The organism is Nostoc sp., assembly GCF_036917555.1.
Classification (GTDB): domain Bacteria; phylum Cyanobacteriota; class Cyanobacteriia; order Cyanobacteriales; family Nostocaceae; genus Nostoc.
In genome coordinates, this window is the sequence record NZ_JBALDD010000078.1 from 1 (window position 1) to 16251 (window position 16251).

General features: G+C 44.2%; 14 protein-coding genes and 1 pseudogene. 10 read left to right on the forward strand and 5 right to left on the reverse strand.

Going from position 1 to position 16251, the window contains the following annotated elements:
* From V7K60_RS30760 to V7K60_RS30790, 7 genes are all read left to right on the forward strand, one after another.
* Positions 1–181, forward strand: a 181-nt coding sequence (locus V7K60_RS30760; RefSeq protein ID WP_334931389.1) for a hypothetical protein, incomplete at its 5' end; no start/stop codon positions are given.
* On the forward strand, positions 130–3123 hold the full coding sequence (gene pgmB, locus V7K60_RS30765; protein WP_334931391.1) for a beta-phosphoglucomutase: 2994 nt from the start codon (positions 130–132) through the stop codon (positions 3121–3123). The genes V7K60_RS30760 and pgmB, both read left to right, overlap by 52 nt.
* A 251-nt stretch (positions 3124–3374) precedes the next feature.
* Positions 3375–4724 (forward strand): PAS domain-containing sensor histidine kinase, encoded by a 1350-nt coding sequence (locus V7K60_RS30770; RefSeq protein ID WP_334931393.1) that lies wholly within the window; start codon positions 3375–3377, stop codon positions 4722–4724.
* A gap of 889 nt (positions 4725–5613) precedes the next feature.
* A complete protein-coding gene (locus V7K60_RS30775; RefSeq protein ID WP_334824932.1) occupies positions 5614–6051 on the forward strand; it encodes an RrF2 family transcriptional regulator in 438 nt (145 codons plus the stop codon).
* Positions 6052–6195: 144 nt separating this feature from the next.
* Positions 6196–6591, forward strand: coding sequence for a pentapeptide repeat-containing protein (locus V7K60_RS30780; protein WP_334931395.1), 396 nt, complete (start codon positions 6196–6198; stop codon positions 6589–6591).
* Between the two features lie 94 nt (positions 6592–6685).
* Entirely contained in the window at positions 6686–7174 is a 489-nt protein-coding gene (locus V7K60_RS30785; RefSeq protein WP_292868043.1) for a DUF2243 domain-containing protein, read from the forward strand.
* Positions 7175–7279: 105 nt separating this feature from the next.
* The gene (locus tag V7K60_RS30790) at positions 7280–7888 is read left to right on the forward strand and encodes a DUF4129 domain-containing protein (RefSeq protein ID WP_334931398.1); all 609 of its coding nucleotides are present in this window, start codon (positions 7280–7282) and stop codon (positions 7886–7888) included.
* Positions 7889–8434: 546 nt separating this feature from the next.
* Here V7K60_RS30790 and V7K60_RS30795 read toward each other — a convergent pair.
* Complete coding sequence (locus V7K60_RS30795; protein WP_334931400.1) at positions 8435–8614, reverse strand: hypothetical protein; 180 nt, start codon at positions 8612–8614, stop codon at positions 8435–8437.
* Here V7K60_RS30795 and V7K60_RS30800 point away from each other — a divergent pair.
* Positions 8587–9381: pseudogene (locus V7K60_RS30800) on the forward strand (alpha/beta fold hydrolase); the annotation flags it as partial. The gene V7K60_RS30795 and the pseudogene V7K60_RS30800 overlap by 28 nt on opposite strands.
* Before the next feature lie 195 nt (positions 9382–9576).
* Here V7K60_RS30800 and V7K60_RS30805 read toward each other — a convergent pair.
* A complete protein-coding gene (locus V7K60_RS30805; protein ID WP_334931402.1) occupies positions 9577–10860 on the reverse strand; it encodes an aspartate aminotransferase family protein in 1284 nt (427 codons plus the stop codon).
* A gap of 352 nt (positions 10861–11212) precedes the next feature.
* Here V7K60_RS30805 and V7K60_RS30810 point away from each other — a divergent pair, with 352 nt between their 5' ends.
* Positions 11213–12229, forward strand: a complete 1017-nt coding sequence (locus tag V7K60_RS30810; RefSeq protein WP_334931404.1) for a potassium channel family protein — start codon at positions 11213–11215, stop codon at positions 12227–12229.
* Positions 12230–12299: 70 nt separating this feature from the next.
* Here V7K60_RS30810 and V7K60_RS30815 read toward each other — a convergent pair whose 3' ends face one another.
* The 3 genes from V7K60_RS30815 to lysA form a co-directional block, all read right to left on the reverse strand.
* Complete coding sequence (locus V7K60_RS30815) at positions 12300–13049, reverse strand: isoprenyl transferase (protein WP_334931406.1); 750 nt, start codon at positions 13047–13049, stop codon at positions 12300–12302.
* Positions 13046–13969: a diadenylate cyclase CdaA gene (cdaA, locus tag V7K60_RS30820; RefSeq protein WP_334931408.1), complete on the reverse strand. Its 924-nt coding sequence runs from the start codon at positions 13967–13969 to the stop codon at positions 13046–13048. The genes V7K60_RS30815 and cdaA overlap by 4 nt, the downstream gene beginning before the upstream one ends.
* Before the next feature lie 115 nt (positions 13970–14084).
* The gene (gene lysA, locus V7K60_RS30825) at positions 14085–15482 is read right to left on the reverse strand and encodes a diaminopimelate decarboxylase (RefSeq protein WP_334931409.1); all 1398 of its coding nucleotides are present in this window, start codon (positions 15480–15482) and stop codon (positions 14085–14087) included.
* Between the two features lie 92 nt (positions 15483–15574).
* Between lysA and rimI the strand changes: the two genes are divergently transcribed.
* Positions 15575–16126 (forward strand): ribosomal protein S18-alanine N-acetyltransferase, encoded by a 552-nt coding sequence (gene rimI, locus V7K60_RS30830; protein WP_334931411.1) that lies wholly within the window; start codon positions 15575–15577, stop codon positions 16124–16126.
* The last annotated feature ends 125 nt before the right edge of the window (positions 16127–16251 follow it).

A 16251-nucleotide genomic window follows, 5' to 3' on the forward strand; every position in this document is an offset into this window, starting at 1 on the left:
CTGGATTCATCCACCTCAGAACTCCGTTCATCCACCTCGGAACTGGATTCATCCACCTCAGAACTCCGTTCATCCACCTCGGAACTGGATTCATCTAGCTCAAAGACTCAAAATCCCCACTCCCAACTTATGCAAACAAAAGGTCGTTCTCGCCATTTTATCTACACAGACTGGATATTAATCGAAACCCAGTTTGACCCTGAGCAATTGCACTCCAAAGAAACCGTCTTTACAATCGGCAATGGATACTTGGGAACAAGAGGCAGTTTTGAGGAAGGTTATCCTCATGCATTGCCAGCTACTTTTATCCACGGTGTCTATGATGATGTGCCTGTGGTGTACACTGAACTGGTAAATTGCCCTGACTGGCTACCCTTGGTAGTGATTGTGAATGGCGATCGCTTCCGTCTCGATCAAGGTGAGATATTGAGCTACGATCGCCAGCTTGATTTACGCCAAGGACTACTGATTCGTGCTGTGCGTTGGCGCTCTCCCAGTGGGAATACCATAGACATCAGCTTTGAACGCTTTACTAGTCTTGCAGATCCGCATGTGCTGGCGTTACGCTGCCATATAACCCCAGTAGATTTTGAAGGGGTAATCGAAGTTCAAGCTAGTATCAACGGCTATCCCGAAAATCAGGGTTTTAATCACTGGGAAGGACTAGATCAGGGCAAAATCGACCAAGGAATCTGGTTACAACGCCGCACCCGCAGTTCCCGAATTGAACTCGGTATGGCAGCTAAGGTGACAATATTAGGCAGTGAAGCATCTTTGCAAGTCAATACTGCACCTGGTTATCCGACTTTAAGTACGAGCTTTTTAGGTAAAGCGCAACAGACCGTAACGGTAGAAAAAATTGTGACAGTTTTTACCTCACGGGAGATTGACACACCAGTGCCAGCCGCTCAAGAAAAACTCGTCCACCTGCCAGACTATGAAACATTACTAAAAGCCAATGAGCAGGCGTGGGATGAGGTTTGGCAGCAAAGTGACATCCTGATTGAAGGGGATAGCACAGCTACTTTTGCTGTTCGCTACAATCTATTTCAACTGCTGATTGCTGCGCCACGGCATGATGACAAGGTGAGCATTCCTGCTAAAACCCTTTCTGGGTTTGGCTATCGCGGTCATATCTTTTGGGATACAGAAATTTTTATGCAGCCCTTGTTTCTGTTTACCCAACCAGCGATCGCCCGCAATTTACTCAGTTACCGTTGGCACACCTTACCAGGAGCTAGACGCAAGGCAGACCATTACAGCTATAAAGGGGCAATGTTTGCCTGGGAAAGTGCTGATACTGGAGATGAAGTGACACCACGTTGGGCTATCGGCAGTGATTTTTATGGTGAAGACGTGCGGATTTGGTGCCGCGATCGCGAAATTCATATCAATGCAGATATCCCCTACGCAGTCTGGAACTATTGGCAAGCCACTGGTGATGATGACTGGATGCAAAAGTGTGGTGCAGAGATTATCTTAGATGCCGCGATCTTTTGGGGTAGTCGAGTCGAATTCAATCCTGAGCGCGAACAGTATGAGATTCGGGGAGTAATCGGAGCAGATGAATACCATGAATTCGTCCACAACAACGCTTTTACAAACCGGATGGCACAATGGCATCTAGAAAAAGCGATCGCAATTTATGATTGGTTGGCTCACAAGTTTCCCGAACGAGCCACCGAACTAGAACAGAAATTAAAACTCACCTCCCAAGAGCGATCGCACTGGCAAGAGATCGTCGCTAAAATCTTGTTTCTCTATGACCCATCAACAGAACTAATCGAGCAGTTCGAGGGATTTTTCCAATCCGAAGATATCAACTTAGCAGATTATGAACCACGCGATCGCTCCATGCAAGCGATCTTGGGTATTGATAAAACCAACAAATGTCAAGTACTCAAGCAGCCAGACGTATTAATGCTTCTATATTTAATGCGGGAATCAGCAGATTTTCCCTATAACGAAAAAGCATTGCAGACAAACTGGGATTACTACGCACCCCGCACTGATATTACTTATGGTTCGTCCCTTGGCCCAGCAGTTCAAGCCATTTTAGCTTCTGATTTGGGCAAATCAACCGAAGCTTACGAACAGTTTATGCGAGCCTTAATGGTTGATCTTGAAGATAACCGAGGTAACACCAACGATGGAATTCACGGTGCTAGTGCAGGTGGCATTTGGCAAGCTGTAATTTTTGGATTCGGTGGCATCCAATTAACTGAAAATGGCCCTGTAGCCAACCTCCACCTTCCCCCAGGCTGGACGCGACTAAAGTTTAAACTGCACTGGCGCGGCAAATGGCACGACTTCGACCTACATAGTCAACTAGAATCTCTCCAACTTTCCCTCTCCCCCGATCCCCCAAATTCCCACTCACAAGCTTCTGAACACCAGACTTCTCCCCCTGCCTCCCCTGCTCCCTCATCCTCCCCACTCCTTGCAACTCACAACCCCAGCATCCAAGGATTCATCTTCGATTTAGATGGTGTACTAACAGATACAGCAGAACTCCACTATTTAGGTTGGCAAAAGCTAGCAGATGAAGAGGGTATACCGTTTAATCGGGAAGCTAACGAAGCCTTGCGGGGTGTATCTCGTCGTGCATCCCTGATGCTGATTCTGAGAGATAGACCGTATTCGGAAGCACAAATCGAGGAGATGATGGAGCGCAAGAATCGCTATTATGTCGAATTGCTTCAAAAGATGACACCAGAGGATTTATTGCCAGGTGCGATCGCCTTGTTGGATGAACTGCGGCAAGCTGGTATTAAGATCGGTATTGGATCAGGGAGTAAAAATGCCCGCCCAGTGCTAGAGCGATTAGGCATTATGGACAAAGTAGATGCGATCGCAGACGGTTACAGTGTACAAGAACCCAAGCCAGCACCCGACCTATTTCTGTACGCAGCCAAGCAGTTAGGAATCGAACCAGACCAATCTGTGGTTGTAGAAGATGCCGCAGCAGGTGTTGAAGCCGCTCTAGCCGCTGGTATGTGGGCAGTAGGACTCGGCCCTATTGAACGAGTTGGAGCCGCTCATATTGTTTTACCCAGCCTAGAAGGTATTAAATGGGCAGACCTACGAGAGCAATTGAGTAGCATTTCCAGACAAAAACATTGAACAAATGAGAACCGCTTGATTACTTACAGCAGATTTGAAGGAAGGTGAAGTAGACAATGATTCGTCTTAAAGCCAGCTAGAAAGCGTGTTTTCCTTCTGAATTCTGCTGTATTCAGTCCTAATCACCCCAAAGAACTAAAATTACCTAAAACTACACTGAGATTACTGATAACTGCTAAACTCCAAAAGCTAAGATCGTCTAAATAGGGAATCTAAAATAAAACCCAACTTTAGCAATTAGGAGCAAGAGTGTGAATTTGGACGATTTAGCTTTGCAGATAGAGAATATGCGTAAGCGCGTCGCCCTCTTGCAACGCCAGAGTGAACAGCAAAAAGCACAAGCAGATATTGAATTCGTCACCGTAGTATTCAAAGAAGTTTACCTAGCTTTGGAAGAACTGCAACTAGTAAATGAAGATTTAAAGCAGCAGAATGAAGAATTATCCAACACTCAACAGGCCTTGGTAGCACAAGGTCAGCGCTACCAAAAACTATTTGAGGAAGTACCAGACGCTTATTTTGTGACTGATACAAAAGGGATAATTCAGGAAGCTAACTCAGCCGCCACCACTCTGCTCAACATTTCTAAAAGTTTGTTGTTGGGCAAATCCATAGGAATTTTTGTACTTGAGAAAGAAAGAATTGCTTTTCATTTGAAACTAACTCATCTGCGCGATCGCGCCCAATTCCCAGACTGGAAAATGCAAGAGTGGGAAGTAAACCTGCGACCGCGTGACAAAACACCTATTATGGCTGCGGTTAAGGTGGTTGCTATCCGTAATCAATATAGTGAGTTAGTTGGTCTGCGCTGGCTATTGCGGGATATTAGCGAAAGCAAGCGAACCCAAGCCAAGCTGCAATGGGCACAAGAGGCGATGCGACAAGCGCTTGCTAAAGAAAGGCAGTTTAGCGAACTTAAATCCCGCTTGCTTACCATCACCTCCCATGAGTTTCGTACCCCTTTGGCTACCATCCACTCTTCTGCAGAACTACTAGAACATTATCGCCACCTTTGGAGCGAAGAGCGACAACATACCCACCTGCGTCGCATTCAAACATCAGTGATGCATATAACCCAGTTGTTGAATGATGTATTGGTGGTGAGTCAGGATGAAACAGGCAAGTTAGAGTTTAATCCAACACCCATAAATTTAGTAGAATTTTGCTGCGATTTATTAGAAGAATTACAACAGAGCGATCGCTCACAACATGCGATCGTTTTTAGCAGTGAGTGCCAATGCATACCAGCTAACTTAGACGCCAAACTACTGCGGCAAATCTTGAGTAATTTATTGTCGAATTGTCTAAAGTACTCTCCCATTGGCAGTAAAGTTAGGTTTTCTGTAACCACTGGCAACGAGCAAGCTATATTTCAGACTCAAGACTGTGGTATTGGCATTCCCCCTTCTGACATTGAACACATCTTTGAACCCTTCCATCGCGCTAGTAATACAGCCAATATCCCAGGAATGGGATTGGGGATGTCCATCGTCAAGCAGGCTGTAGATTTACACGGTGGCGAGATTATAGTCAAAACTGCGATCGGTGCGGGAACTACCTTTACAGTCATTCTCCCATTTTCGAGAAATTTCCATGTATAGCAGCTTGCACTCAGAATTTTGCTGCGCTCCCATTTGATATTCAAATTTTAAAGTCCCTCTCCCAAGCTTGGAAGAGGGATTTAGGGTAAGAACCTTTGATTCATGTAATAATTACTGACACAATTGGGTTGAAAACTAGACAGTCTAAACTTTTAAGTCAGTTTTCCCTTAGAAATACTGTACACTATAGTGCTTCTCGTTTGCGTTAGGTATACCCGTAAGGGGACGACACTGCCCATACGTGTCAACTTAAGCTGAAAACTATATTGGGTAGGTGTTTTACACATCACCTCACGCCCTCATCCCCTAACCCCTTCTCCCAAGCAGGGCTGATTCATTCCCCAAAGAGCTTTAAAAATCAAGGGTTCTAGCAATGAAAAATTAGTTATTTTGTTACTGGCGTACCGATGAAACCAACTATTTTACTGATATTTCAGTGCTTAAATGTTCGTCTCTTCGTCACGCTTACTTACAATTTTCTTGCTAACCATCTTGACAAATCCTCTTTTAAATGGAATGAATCAGCCCTGCTTCTCCCAAGGGAGAAGGGGAATTAAATCTCTGGCTCCCCACGGATGGGAGAGGGGCTGGGGGTGAGGGCAAAACGTTCTCACCAAGCGGGTTTCACGTTAAGTTGACACCAATGGGCACTGCCGTGCCCCTACACCCCGCGATATAATGTTGTACCGCATCTGAATGGGAACCGCTATAATCAATCACTTTTATTTATCGAATTTAGAAAAAAAAGTAATTGCTTGTATGCTAGAAGGTCTTTAAAGTAGAGTTAGCCGGTCAACAATAGGTTGATTGTAAAGTTTTTCTTCGCCGTAGCTTAGGGAAACGAACTCAAACACTTTGTATGTTTATATGAGCTTAAAATATTACGTCTGTGGTAATCTCTAACAAATCAGAATACGCACTTCTAGCCCTGTTAGAATTGGCAACCTGCTACCCTAACGGTGAAGCCCTACAAATTCGAGAGATAGCGGCATTGCAAGACATCCCAAACCGCTATTTAGAACAACTCCTGGCAACATTAAGACGTGGAGGTTTAATTAAGAGTATACGCGGAGCCAAAGGTGGCTATGTTCTGGCACGAGATCCTGGAAAGATTACAGTTTTGGATGCTTTTAGCTGCATGGAAGGGTCAGATATTGTTGTCTCTCCCTGTGAACCGACTCCCAACACGGTAGAAGGTGAGCTAATTCAGGAAGTTTGGCAAGAAGCACGTCAGGCTGCTAACTCCGTTTTGGAAAAATATACACTCCAAGACCTTTGTGAACGAAGATCAATCCGAGCACAGAAAGAACTAATGTATTACATTTAGTAAGGATGTCCAAATCATTACTAATTCATAATTCGTAATTCGTAATTCGTAATTCGTAATTCGTAATTCGTAATTCGTAATTCGTAATTCGTGACTAAAAAGGATACGTGAAAGTAATAACGAGACAACCTGTGACGCTGTTATATGCCTGAAGTCAATTTTCAACCGCCTATAAATAGTGCCTCTACTCTCGTGGAGAGTTATGCAGCAGGAAAACGGAACTTTAGTAAAGCAGAACTGGGTAATGCTGATTTGCAAGGCATTAACTTGAAAGGATCTGACCTGAGTTATGCTGACTTGAGTGAAGCTAACCTGAGTAGCGCTAATTTGAGGGGAACTGATTTGAGCTTTGCCGATCTGGGTCAAGCTAATCTCAAGGATGCCGATCTTAGGGGAGCATTATTGATGTCAGCAAATCTCCGCCAAGCCGCTCTCAAAGGGGCGAATTTGGAAAAAGCAGACTATGATCGCACCACCCATTTTCCCCAAGATTTCGACCCAGCCAAAGCAGGTATGCAGATTAAATTTGTAAATTATTAATTTAAGTTGAACGATCATACTTGCCTCAAGATAGAAGATTTTTTTCCCAAAAGATGGTGTATTTTGGTAAGAAAGCCTATCTATGAGGTTGACAATGGAGGCAAAAAGTGAAACCCCCAACCAACGCGCACCACTAATTACTGCTGGAATTTTTCTTGGTGTGGGTCTTGGAGGATTTCTTGATGGAATTTTACTGCATCAGCTCCTCCAGTGGCATCATATGCTAAGTAGCATTCGACCTCTGACAAACACGGCGAATATAGATTTGAACATGGTATGGGATGGGTTATTTCATGCCTTGGATTGGGTATTCACCGTGGTAGGACTTGTGTTGCTATGGCGTGCCGGAGGGCGTGATGATGTTCCTTGGTCATCACAGACCTTTATTGGGTCACTAATGATTGGGAATGGGTTGTTTGACTTCGTTGAAGGTTTAATTGACCACCAAATTCTCGGTATCCATCATGTGAAACCAGGCCCAAATCAGTTAGTTTGGGATCTAGGATTTCTTGCATTCGGTGCGCTACTTATTGTTATCGGCTCGATAGTGATAAAAAAAGAGTCAACAGTTAATAGTCAATAGTCATGGGGCATTGGGCATGGGGCATGGGGCATGGGTCAAAAATCAATACTTCTTCTCCCTCTGCTCCCCCTGCTTCCCCTACTTTCCCACTCGCCACTCCCCCTTATGCCTAGAGATACTTTTGAAAAAACTAGCTGGAGTTGGCAGCTTTCTCAATTCCAACAACAAGCGGGTGAATGGTGGGAATACCAGTTTTACCGCTTTGAAAAGGCTTTGCCCGAATTGCCTACTGGATGGTCAATTAGCCCCTGGCTAGGTGAATTGCTGAAATTCCTGTTTTGGCTGGTACTGGGATTATTTATAGCGTGGGTGGGTTGGCGATTATGGCGAGAATTCAGCCCCTATATATATTCTTGGCTAAATAGAAGTGGCAATATCACTGATTTTCGCGTAAAAACTCGCTCCAATGAGTCATCGATAGCTCTTTTGTTGGAGCGATCGCAAGAATTTTATAGTCAAGGTAATTACCGTGAGGCTTGCCGTTGTATTTATTTAGCAATGTTGCAGCAGTTAGATAAAAATGCGATCGCACCCCAAAAACTCAGCCGTACTGATGGAGAATATCTGCAATTGCTGCGATCGTCTGTGACTCCCATACAGCCTTATGAAACTTTAATTACCACACACGAGCAATTATGTTTTGGTAATGCCGAGATTTTGCCAGACAATTATGAGCAGTGTCGGCAAGCTTATCGAGAAATTTCTCAAGAATGAAAAGAACGCAGGGATAGGGATACTAAATACATAGCTAAAAAAATCAATACACCTTTTGCAAAAGTCCCAGTGACATGAGAAAAGTAGGTAAAAGCGTGGTGCCTTATATGACCTACGAATAGGTAAAAAGCTTGAAACAAGAAGACTTCAAACGGCTGTGTGGAGTGCCAAAGCGAGACTTTCAACCAGATGCTTGAGGTTGTGCGCTCAGGCGATCGCCACAAACACTTATACTGGGGGACCTGCAAAACTCAACTTGGAAGACCAATTATTAATGACATTCAGTAGACCGAAAAGTTTTCCACCCTGATCCCCTTGTGCTAGATAATGGTGACTGTGTTGGAAAGAAGTAGAGAAGATACCGTTGGCAATAATTTTTTACTCTTTTGATGATAAACCTCATTAATTAGTTTTCAGTCAGGGCAGCATTAGGCTTTTTAACTTTTGTAGTTCATTTGCCAACATGAAAAGAGCTGCTTCAACCCTAAAAAAGGAATTGAGGAAATATGACCTTAGTAACTCACCGTTTTATCGAAACCAACGGTATCAAGATGCATATTGCCGAACAGGGGCAAGGTCCATTGGTAATCTTGTGTCACGGCTTCCCAGAATGTTGGTACTCCTGGCGGCATTAGTTATCGGCATTAGCTGAAGCTGGGTTCCACGCGGTAGCACCAGACCAGTGCGGCTATGGACAGACCTCAAGACCGGAACCAATTGAGGCATACCGTATTTTCCAGTTGGTTGGTGATATTGTTGGTCTGATTCATGCGCTGGGTGAGGAGCAAGCAATCATTGTTGGACACGATTGGGGTGCGCCTGTTGCCTGGTATTGTGCCCTACTCCGTTCAGACATCTTCCACGCTATCTCCCTGCTGAGTGTGCCCTATCAACCCCGCAGTTGGTCAGACATTCGACCGACAGAAGTAATGAAGTTGATGGCAGGCGAGCAGGAGTTCTATCAGCTGTACTTTCAAGAACCAGGTAAAGCTGAGGCGGAACTAGAGTCTGATGTTCGCGCTACCATACGTGCAATTCTTTACTCCGCCTCAGGAGATCCACCACCAGAAAAACGCTGGCGCTTCCTATTTAACAAGTCGGAGAAGCCAATAGACACAAGTAACGTACCGGAGCAACTTCCGGCTTGGTTAACAGACCAGGATATCGACTTTTTCACCTCTGAGTTTGAGCGGACTGGTTTTCGGGGCGGGTTGAACTGGTATCGAAACATGGATAGAATCTGGGAACTAACACCGTTCCTTAGCGGCGCAAAGCTGCGCCAGCCAACATTGTTTGTGGCGGGAGAGGCAGATGCAGTGATCACAATGTACCGTGAAGCATTCGACACCCTAGAGGAAAACGTACCCAACCTGAGGCAGAAGGTATTGCTACCAAAGGCTGGTCATTGGATTCAGCAAGAACGCCCAGTTGAAGTTAATAAATTGCTCATCGAGTTTCTAACAGACCTCCAAATCGACAAGTCGATTACCTAAAAGTTCAACTAGTTTCAGATATACGTATAAATTGACTATTCGCTAAACGGTACAAAACAAGTCTATTAACTCTCATTTACTTGTTCTACGCATTTAGGACTTTTGCAAGAGGTCTAATAATTTTAGTGACAATTAATCTAAAAGTAAGAAAAAGCGAGAGAAAGGCATAAAGACTTATCCTCGCTTTTTGATTATCTAAGCTGTGAGAGTTATGATCGCTCGATTTACAGCTTCCAAAGCAGTATTGACTTCCGCTTCTGTGACAATAAGTGGTGGCACAAATCGGACTACTTTTGGCCCAGCTGGTACTAGCAATACGCCCTCTTTGATGGCAGCATTGACGATATCTGCTGCAGTTATTTGAATATCGGCTCGCAATTCCAAACCGTTAATTAAACCCCAACCCCGAACTTCGCCAACGTGCTGAGGATATTTTGCTGCGATCGCCTTCAATCCAGATCGCAACTGTTCACCCCTATCTTGCACATTCTGCAAAATATTTTCCCGTTCCAATGTCTGGCAAACACTGAGTGCTACACCACACACAAAAGGATTACCGCCAAAGGTACTGGCGTGTTCTCCTGGTTGAAAAACGTCGCAGAATTTCTTGCTGATCATTGCACCGATGGGGATACCGCCACCTAAGCCTTTAGCACTGGTGAAAATATCCGGTTCAACGCCGAGATGTTCGTAAGCCCATAATTTGCCGCTGCGCCCCATACCAACTTGCACTTCGTCGAAAATCAATAAAATGCCAGTTTCATCGCAAATTTGCCGTAACTTTTTGAAATAGGCAACATCTCCTGGACGCACACCGCCTTCTCCTTGCAATGGCTCGATCAGAATTGCTGCTACCCGATAATCGCCTTCATCCAACTCGCTAATCGCCACTTCCACAGCGTTAATATCGTTGTAATTTACGTAGTGAAAACCAGGAACCAAGGGATCAAAGTACTTTTGATACTTCGGTTGTGCTGTAGCGGTAATCGTTGCCAAAGTCCGTCCGTGGAAACTGGCATTGGCGGTTAAAATAATCGGTTTTTCAATGTCTAATACTGTGTGGGCGTATTTCCGCGCCAGTTTAATTGCGGCTTCGTTAGCTTCAGCTCCAGAGTTGCAGAAAAATACGCGATCGGCACAGGAATGATCGACAAGCCATTTTGCCAATTCACCTTGCTCAGGAATGTAATACAAATTAGAGACATGGTGTAGCTTTTGGATTTGGCGTGTTACCGCTTCTACCATGGCTGGGTGGGCATGTCCTAAAGTACAAGTAGCAATTCCCGCTACAAAGTCTAGATATTCCCGCCCCTGCGTATCCCAAACTCGGCATCCAGCACCCCGTTCTAGGGCTAAGGGAAACCGGGCGTAGGTAGACATGACAGCTTCATTAAAGCTATCTGTATCAAAGGGACTAGATGCTACTGACCCTGAATCTGGGGGGATGGTGGCTTGGTCAACGAGAGTTTGTAGGCTCACTACCGCTCCTCCTGAAAGTTTTTCATTATATAGTTATTTACTAGTTTCCTAGAAATCCCTAAAAAATACTTTTTATTTAGCACAACTCGTACTTCTTCTTAAACTAACGCTTATATGACCTCAAACACCTGGCGTGGTGAAAAAATTTTGTACTCAACATTTGAGCAAGAGGATGAGCGAACAGGTAAAGTTGGTAGCTTGATTTATTCTTACCCACTTACTTAGTTTAAATATACTAAAAAGGACGAATATTAAAAAGTTAGTAGAAAACTAGAAAAAGTAGGTTAAAAGTACTATTTTTACCTCATTCTCAACACTTGAGCAAAAATATCAACGTATCCAAAAAGAGTTGATGGCTGGGGCGATCGCTCTTGGCGGTGTTTTCTTCATTGGCACTTTGTGGTACTGGTTAGTGGAGGGCTGGTCATGGGAAGATGCAGCTTACATGACAGTCATTACTTTAGCGACTGTGGGATATGGAGAGACGCACCCACTCGGTAGCCGAGGACGATTATTTACAATTGCCCTGATTTTGTTGGGTGTAGTCAATATCGGTTACATTGTCAACAGATTTACAGAAGCGATCATTCAAGGCTACTTTCAACAAGGAATTCGGCTACAGCAGCAGAGGCGGTTAATGGAATCTCTATCAGAACATTACATCATCTGTGGATTTAGTCGGACTGGTCGCCAAATTGCCAAGGAATTTCGGGCAGAAGATGCACCTTTTGTAGTGATTGATTCGGAAATCGAATCAGTACAAAGGGCGCAGACTGAAGGTTATACAGCATACCAAGGTGACGCGACCTTAGATGACACACTTTTGAAAGTTGGTATTGAACGGGCGGTTTGTATCGTTGCAGCCCTTCCTTCTGATGCTGAAAATTTATACATCGTATTATCAGCTAAAACACTGAATTCAGGGATTCGGGTGATCGCACGAGCAAGTACAGAAGAAGCTTTGCAGAAGTTACGACGGGGTGGTGCAGATGAAGTGATATCCCCCTATATTACTGGTGGTAAGCGGATGGCTGCTGCGGCACTCAGACCCCAAGTGTTGGATTTTGTAGACGGGATTTTGACAGGTGCAGACCGCCAGTTGTATATGGAAGAATTTTTACTCGAACCGTCTTTCTGTCCTTTTGTCGGTCAAACTTTACAAAAAGCGAGATTGCGATCGCAATCTGGGGCATTAGTTCTGGCAATTCGCCGTGTTGATGGGACTTTAATCGGTGGCCCCACTGGCGACACGATTTTAATGCCGGGAGATCGACTAATTGGTATGGGTACAGCAGAGCAGTTGCGTAGCCTGAATCAAATTCTTGGCCCAATGAATTCCAAGAAACTGCGGCGACCGAAAAATAGTTGATTTTATTTTATTTAATTACTTTTTTATACTAATTAGGTATTGTTTGTCTAGTCTAATTGCGTAAACAGATTTAGACTTTCCCAAACCGCCGCTCCCGTTGCTGGTAGGCACACAAGGCGCGGTGAAATTCGGCACGGTCAAAATCGGGCCAGAGAGCATCAGTAATATAAATTTCTCCATAAGCCATTTGCCAGAGAAGAAAATTTGAGAGGCGCATTTCTCCACTGGTGCGAATTAACAAATCTGGGTCAGTAATTCCGGCTGTGTATAAGTGGCTCTCAAACACCTGTTCATTAATTTCATTGGGTTGTAGCATACCTTGCTGGACTTGCTTTGCGATCGCCTGACAAGCTTGTAAAATCTCTTGCCGTCCGCCATAATTAGTTGCCACCGAAAACCGGATACCACGATTATCCTTAGTTTCTTCCATTGAACGGGAAATTTCTTGTTGGAGCGATCGCGGCAGGTCTTGCAAATTCCCTACAAACTTAATTTGAACATTTTCTTCGACCATTTCCCGCAGTTCTTGGCGCAAAACTCTTTGAAATAGAGTCATCAAAAAATCTACTTCTTCCTGCGGTCTTTTCCAGTTCTCCGTTGAAAAAGCATAAGCTGTCAACGCCTGAATTCCCCAATCCTGACAACAGCGAAGTAAATCCTTAAGAGCATCTACTCCTCGTTTATGACCCATAATTCGGGGTAGACCCTGACGTTTAGCCCATCGACCATTACCATCCATAATCACCGCAACATGCTGCGGCAATAATTCTCGTTTTAAATCAGTAGGTAAATCTTGCAGTTTAGTTTGTTGTACGGTCATTTTTTATCTCGAGAAGCGGTCGATGGTAATCTGAGTAAACGTGAAACCAGTGCTAGTGTCTTCCCACCTATCCGACGAACAAAACTCAACAGACCAGGAGCAACTGCTTCCCTATCTACGGATGGAGACAAAACAGCCTCTAATGACTCTTTCAGTTTCCTAATCGTCAGCGGTCTATTTAGGGTTCCCCGTTCCGCTAAGGAAATAGAACCCGTTTCTTCAGAGACAACGACACAAATGCAATTTTCGACCCGCTCAGTAATTCCCATTGCTGCGCGGTGGCGTGTTCCCAACTGGCGCGAGGCTGTGCGTCCCGAAAGTGGTAAAATTATACCGGATGATATGATCCGTGAGCCACGAATCAATGTCGCTCCATCGTGTAACAAAGTTTTCGGCTGAAAAATTGTCTGGATTAGTTCTTTAGAAACTTCTGCATTTAGCTTTACTCCTGGCACAGAAAAATCTCGCTCATCAATTGGCCCTATAGTTTCCACAATTAGTAAAGCTCCAATGCGGTTTTTTGACAATTCTTTAACAGCCTCAACAATTTCATCAATTACACTATCAGATTTGGGGATTGCCAGACGGTCGGGTTGAAACAGCTGGCGGAATTCGCCACGCCCCAATTGCTCCAAAAACCGCCGAAACTCTGACTGTAGAGCAACTGCCATCGCCACAGCACAACCAATCACCAACTTTTCTAGTACAAAACTTAGCAGAGGTAGTCCGAATCTGCCACTTAGTGCTGAGGCTAGCATTAAGATAATGAATCCCCGCACCATCCATAGTGTCCGGCGCTCACTAATAATAACTAGTATCATGTACGTCAGCGCCAGCACTAACACAATATCCAGAGTCCCAAGTAGCAAGGACTGTGACCACCCCAGGTTTGTCAGCCATTGCTTCCACCAATCTCTCATGACATCTGGATTAAACTTTTGCCTCTAATTACGGTTGGTCATTTGTCATTTGTCATTTGTCATTTGTCCTTTGTCATTTGCAAATGACTAATGACTAATGACCAAAGACAAATGACTAAATTTTTAGTCTTTCTGGTAGGCGATCTTGTCGAATTAAATCTTCATAAGTTTCACGTTGCAAAATTAAATTTGCTTCGCCATTCGCCACTACGACTGCTGCCGGTCGGGGCAAGCGGTTGTAGTTAGATGCCATACTGTAATTGTACGCACCAGTTCCCATAACTACGAGAATATCCCCTGCTTCAGTCTTTGGGAGTAGAGCATTTTTAATCAGAATATCTCCTGATTCACAATGTTTACCAGCAATTGTGACTGTTTGGGTTAGGGGAGAAGACATTTTATTGGCAATGACTGCCCGATAAACTGATTGGTAAGTAATGGGGCGGGGATTGTCAGACATTCCGCCATCAATTGCCACGTAGGTACGAATTTCTGGGATAACTTTGGATGAACCAATAGTATAGGCAGTAACGCAAGCTGTGGCAATTAGCGATCGCCCCGGTTCACTCAATAATTTCGGCAAAGGCAGATTTTCGGCTGCACAAGCTTCTTGAATTACTTCACAAATCTCCTTCACCCACTCTTCAATGCTAGGGGGATCGTCTGATTCTGTGTATTTAATCCCCAAACCGCCACCAACATTTAACTCTGTAATATTTAAACCATACTTCCTGGCATCCCGCAGCCACTGCACCATAACGACCGCCAAATCTTGATGCGGTTGGCGCTCAAAAATTTGGGAACCAATATGAGCGTGTACACCTACGCAATGAAGGATAGGTTGTTGACTGACAAAAGCAAACACCTCATCTAAATCGTTGGGATCAAAGCCAAATTTGCTATCTAAGTGTCCCGTGCGAATATATTCGTGGGTATGACACTCGATACCGGGAGTTAGGCGTAGCATGATGCGAATTGGTTGAGCAGGTTGGGCGATTTCGACCAGGGTACGCAAGTCATACCAGTTATCCGCCACAATGGTGACATCAGACTTGATCGCTAAAATTAATTCTTCACGAGATTTATTATTTCCATGAAGGTAGATTTTCTGGGGACTAACACCCGCTTGCAAGGCGGTGTAAAGTTCGCCTCCAGAAACTACATCGATTCCCAGACCTTCAGAAGCGGCGATCGCACAAACTGCTAAACAATTCCAAGCTTTTGAGGCGTACAATACTTGAGATTCACCCTTGTAGTATTGCTTGAAAGCATCTCGGTATTGCTGACAAGCCGAACGTAAGGTTTCTTCATCTAAAATATATAAAGGTGAACCAAACTGCTCAACTAGGGTTGTGACATCACACCCACCAATTTCCAAGAGGTCATGATGATGAACTCTGGCAGTCAAGGGTAAAAGTTCTTGATTAGGTGATGGATTTGCGCTGGTGTCGTGTCTTTGAGGTAAATATTGACTTCCAGAATGTTGAACCCCAGTGGGGTGAGTCGATACCATAACTATAAAAGTTTTCCTTGTTCAAATTACGGGCTTTGAGTTCGTCTCCCGATTCCCAGTTTACAAAGGGTTTGTAACGTTATTCAATAAATGTGATTTCATTAGACTTAGAAATTCAATTACTGACTCCAGAGCATCTGAGTGCATTGTTGGAACTGGATCAAGCCTGTTTTGGTGGTCTATGGACAATAGAGAGCTACCAACGAGAGTTGGACAGTCCTAACAGCGATTTGCTGGGTTTATTCTCTCCTGTCTCTAATTCGAGACTGCTGGGGATGGGTTGCTTTTGGTCAATTTTAGAGGAAGCCCACATTACAATTTTGGCGGTTCATCCCGAATATCACCGTCAAGGTTTAGGACAGGCTTTATTATATTCACTCATTAAGACAGCTTGCGATCGCAAAATGGAGCGAGCTACCCTCGAAGTGCGAGCTTCCAACTTGGGGGCTATATCTTTATATCAAAAATTTGGCTTCAAAACAGCGGGGCGGCGGCGACGTTACTACCAAGATAACGATGAGGACGCTTTAATCCTTTGGCTACCAGATTTACAACACCCCAAATTTCAAGCAACTTTAGACCAGTGGTATTCCATTGTCAGTGATCGCTTGGACAAATCCTCTTGGCACTTGCTTTTTAACTAATTCGTAATTAGTTTTGAATTATTAAGGCTTGCGAGCGGCTTCAGCAAAAAAATGCAAATTTGTCATACATAATTATATTTAAATATTTTATCTAAAATTTTAAATATAATAAGCAAAATATATAT

Excerpts from the sequence above, each read along its gene's own strand:
- V7K60_RS30785 (WP_292868043.1), top strand. The coding sequence starts at position 6,686 with ATGGAGGCAAAAAGTGAAACCCCCAACCAACGCGCACCACTAATTACT.
- lysA (WP_334931409.1), bottom strand. The coding sequence starts at position 15,482 with ATGGTATCGACTCACCCCACTGGGGTTCAACATTCTGGAAGTCAATAT.
- V7K60_RS30790 (WP_334931398.1), top strand. The coding sequence starts at position 7,280 with ATGCCTAGAGATACTTTTGAAAAAACTAGCTGGAGTTGGCAGCTTTCT.
- V7K60_RS30810 (WP_334931404.1), top strand. The coding sequence starts at position 11,213 with ATGGCTGGGGCGATCGCTCTTGGCGGTGTTTTCTTCATTGGCACTTTG.
- V7K60_RS30780 (WP_334931395.1), top strand. The coding sequence starts at position 6,196 with ATGCCTGAAGTCAATTTTCAACCGCCTATAAATAGTGCCTCTACTCTC.
- V7K60_RS30795 (WP_334931400.1), bottom strand. The coding sequence starts at position 8,614 with ATGCCTCAATTGGTTCCGGTCTTGAGGTCTGTCCATAGCCGCACTGGT.
- pgmB (WP_334931391.1), top strand. The coding sequence starts at position 130 with ATGCAAACAAAAGGTCGTTCTCGCCATTTTATCTACACAGACTGGATA.
- cdaA (WP_334931408.1), bottom strand. The coding sequence starts at position 13,969 with ATGAGAGATTGGTGGAAGCAATGGCTGACAAACCTGGGGTGGTCACAG.
- V7K60_RS30815 (WP_334931406.1), bottom strand. The coding sequence starts at position 13,049 with ATGACCGTACAACAAACTAAACTGCAAGATTTACCTACTGATTTAAAA.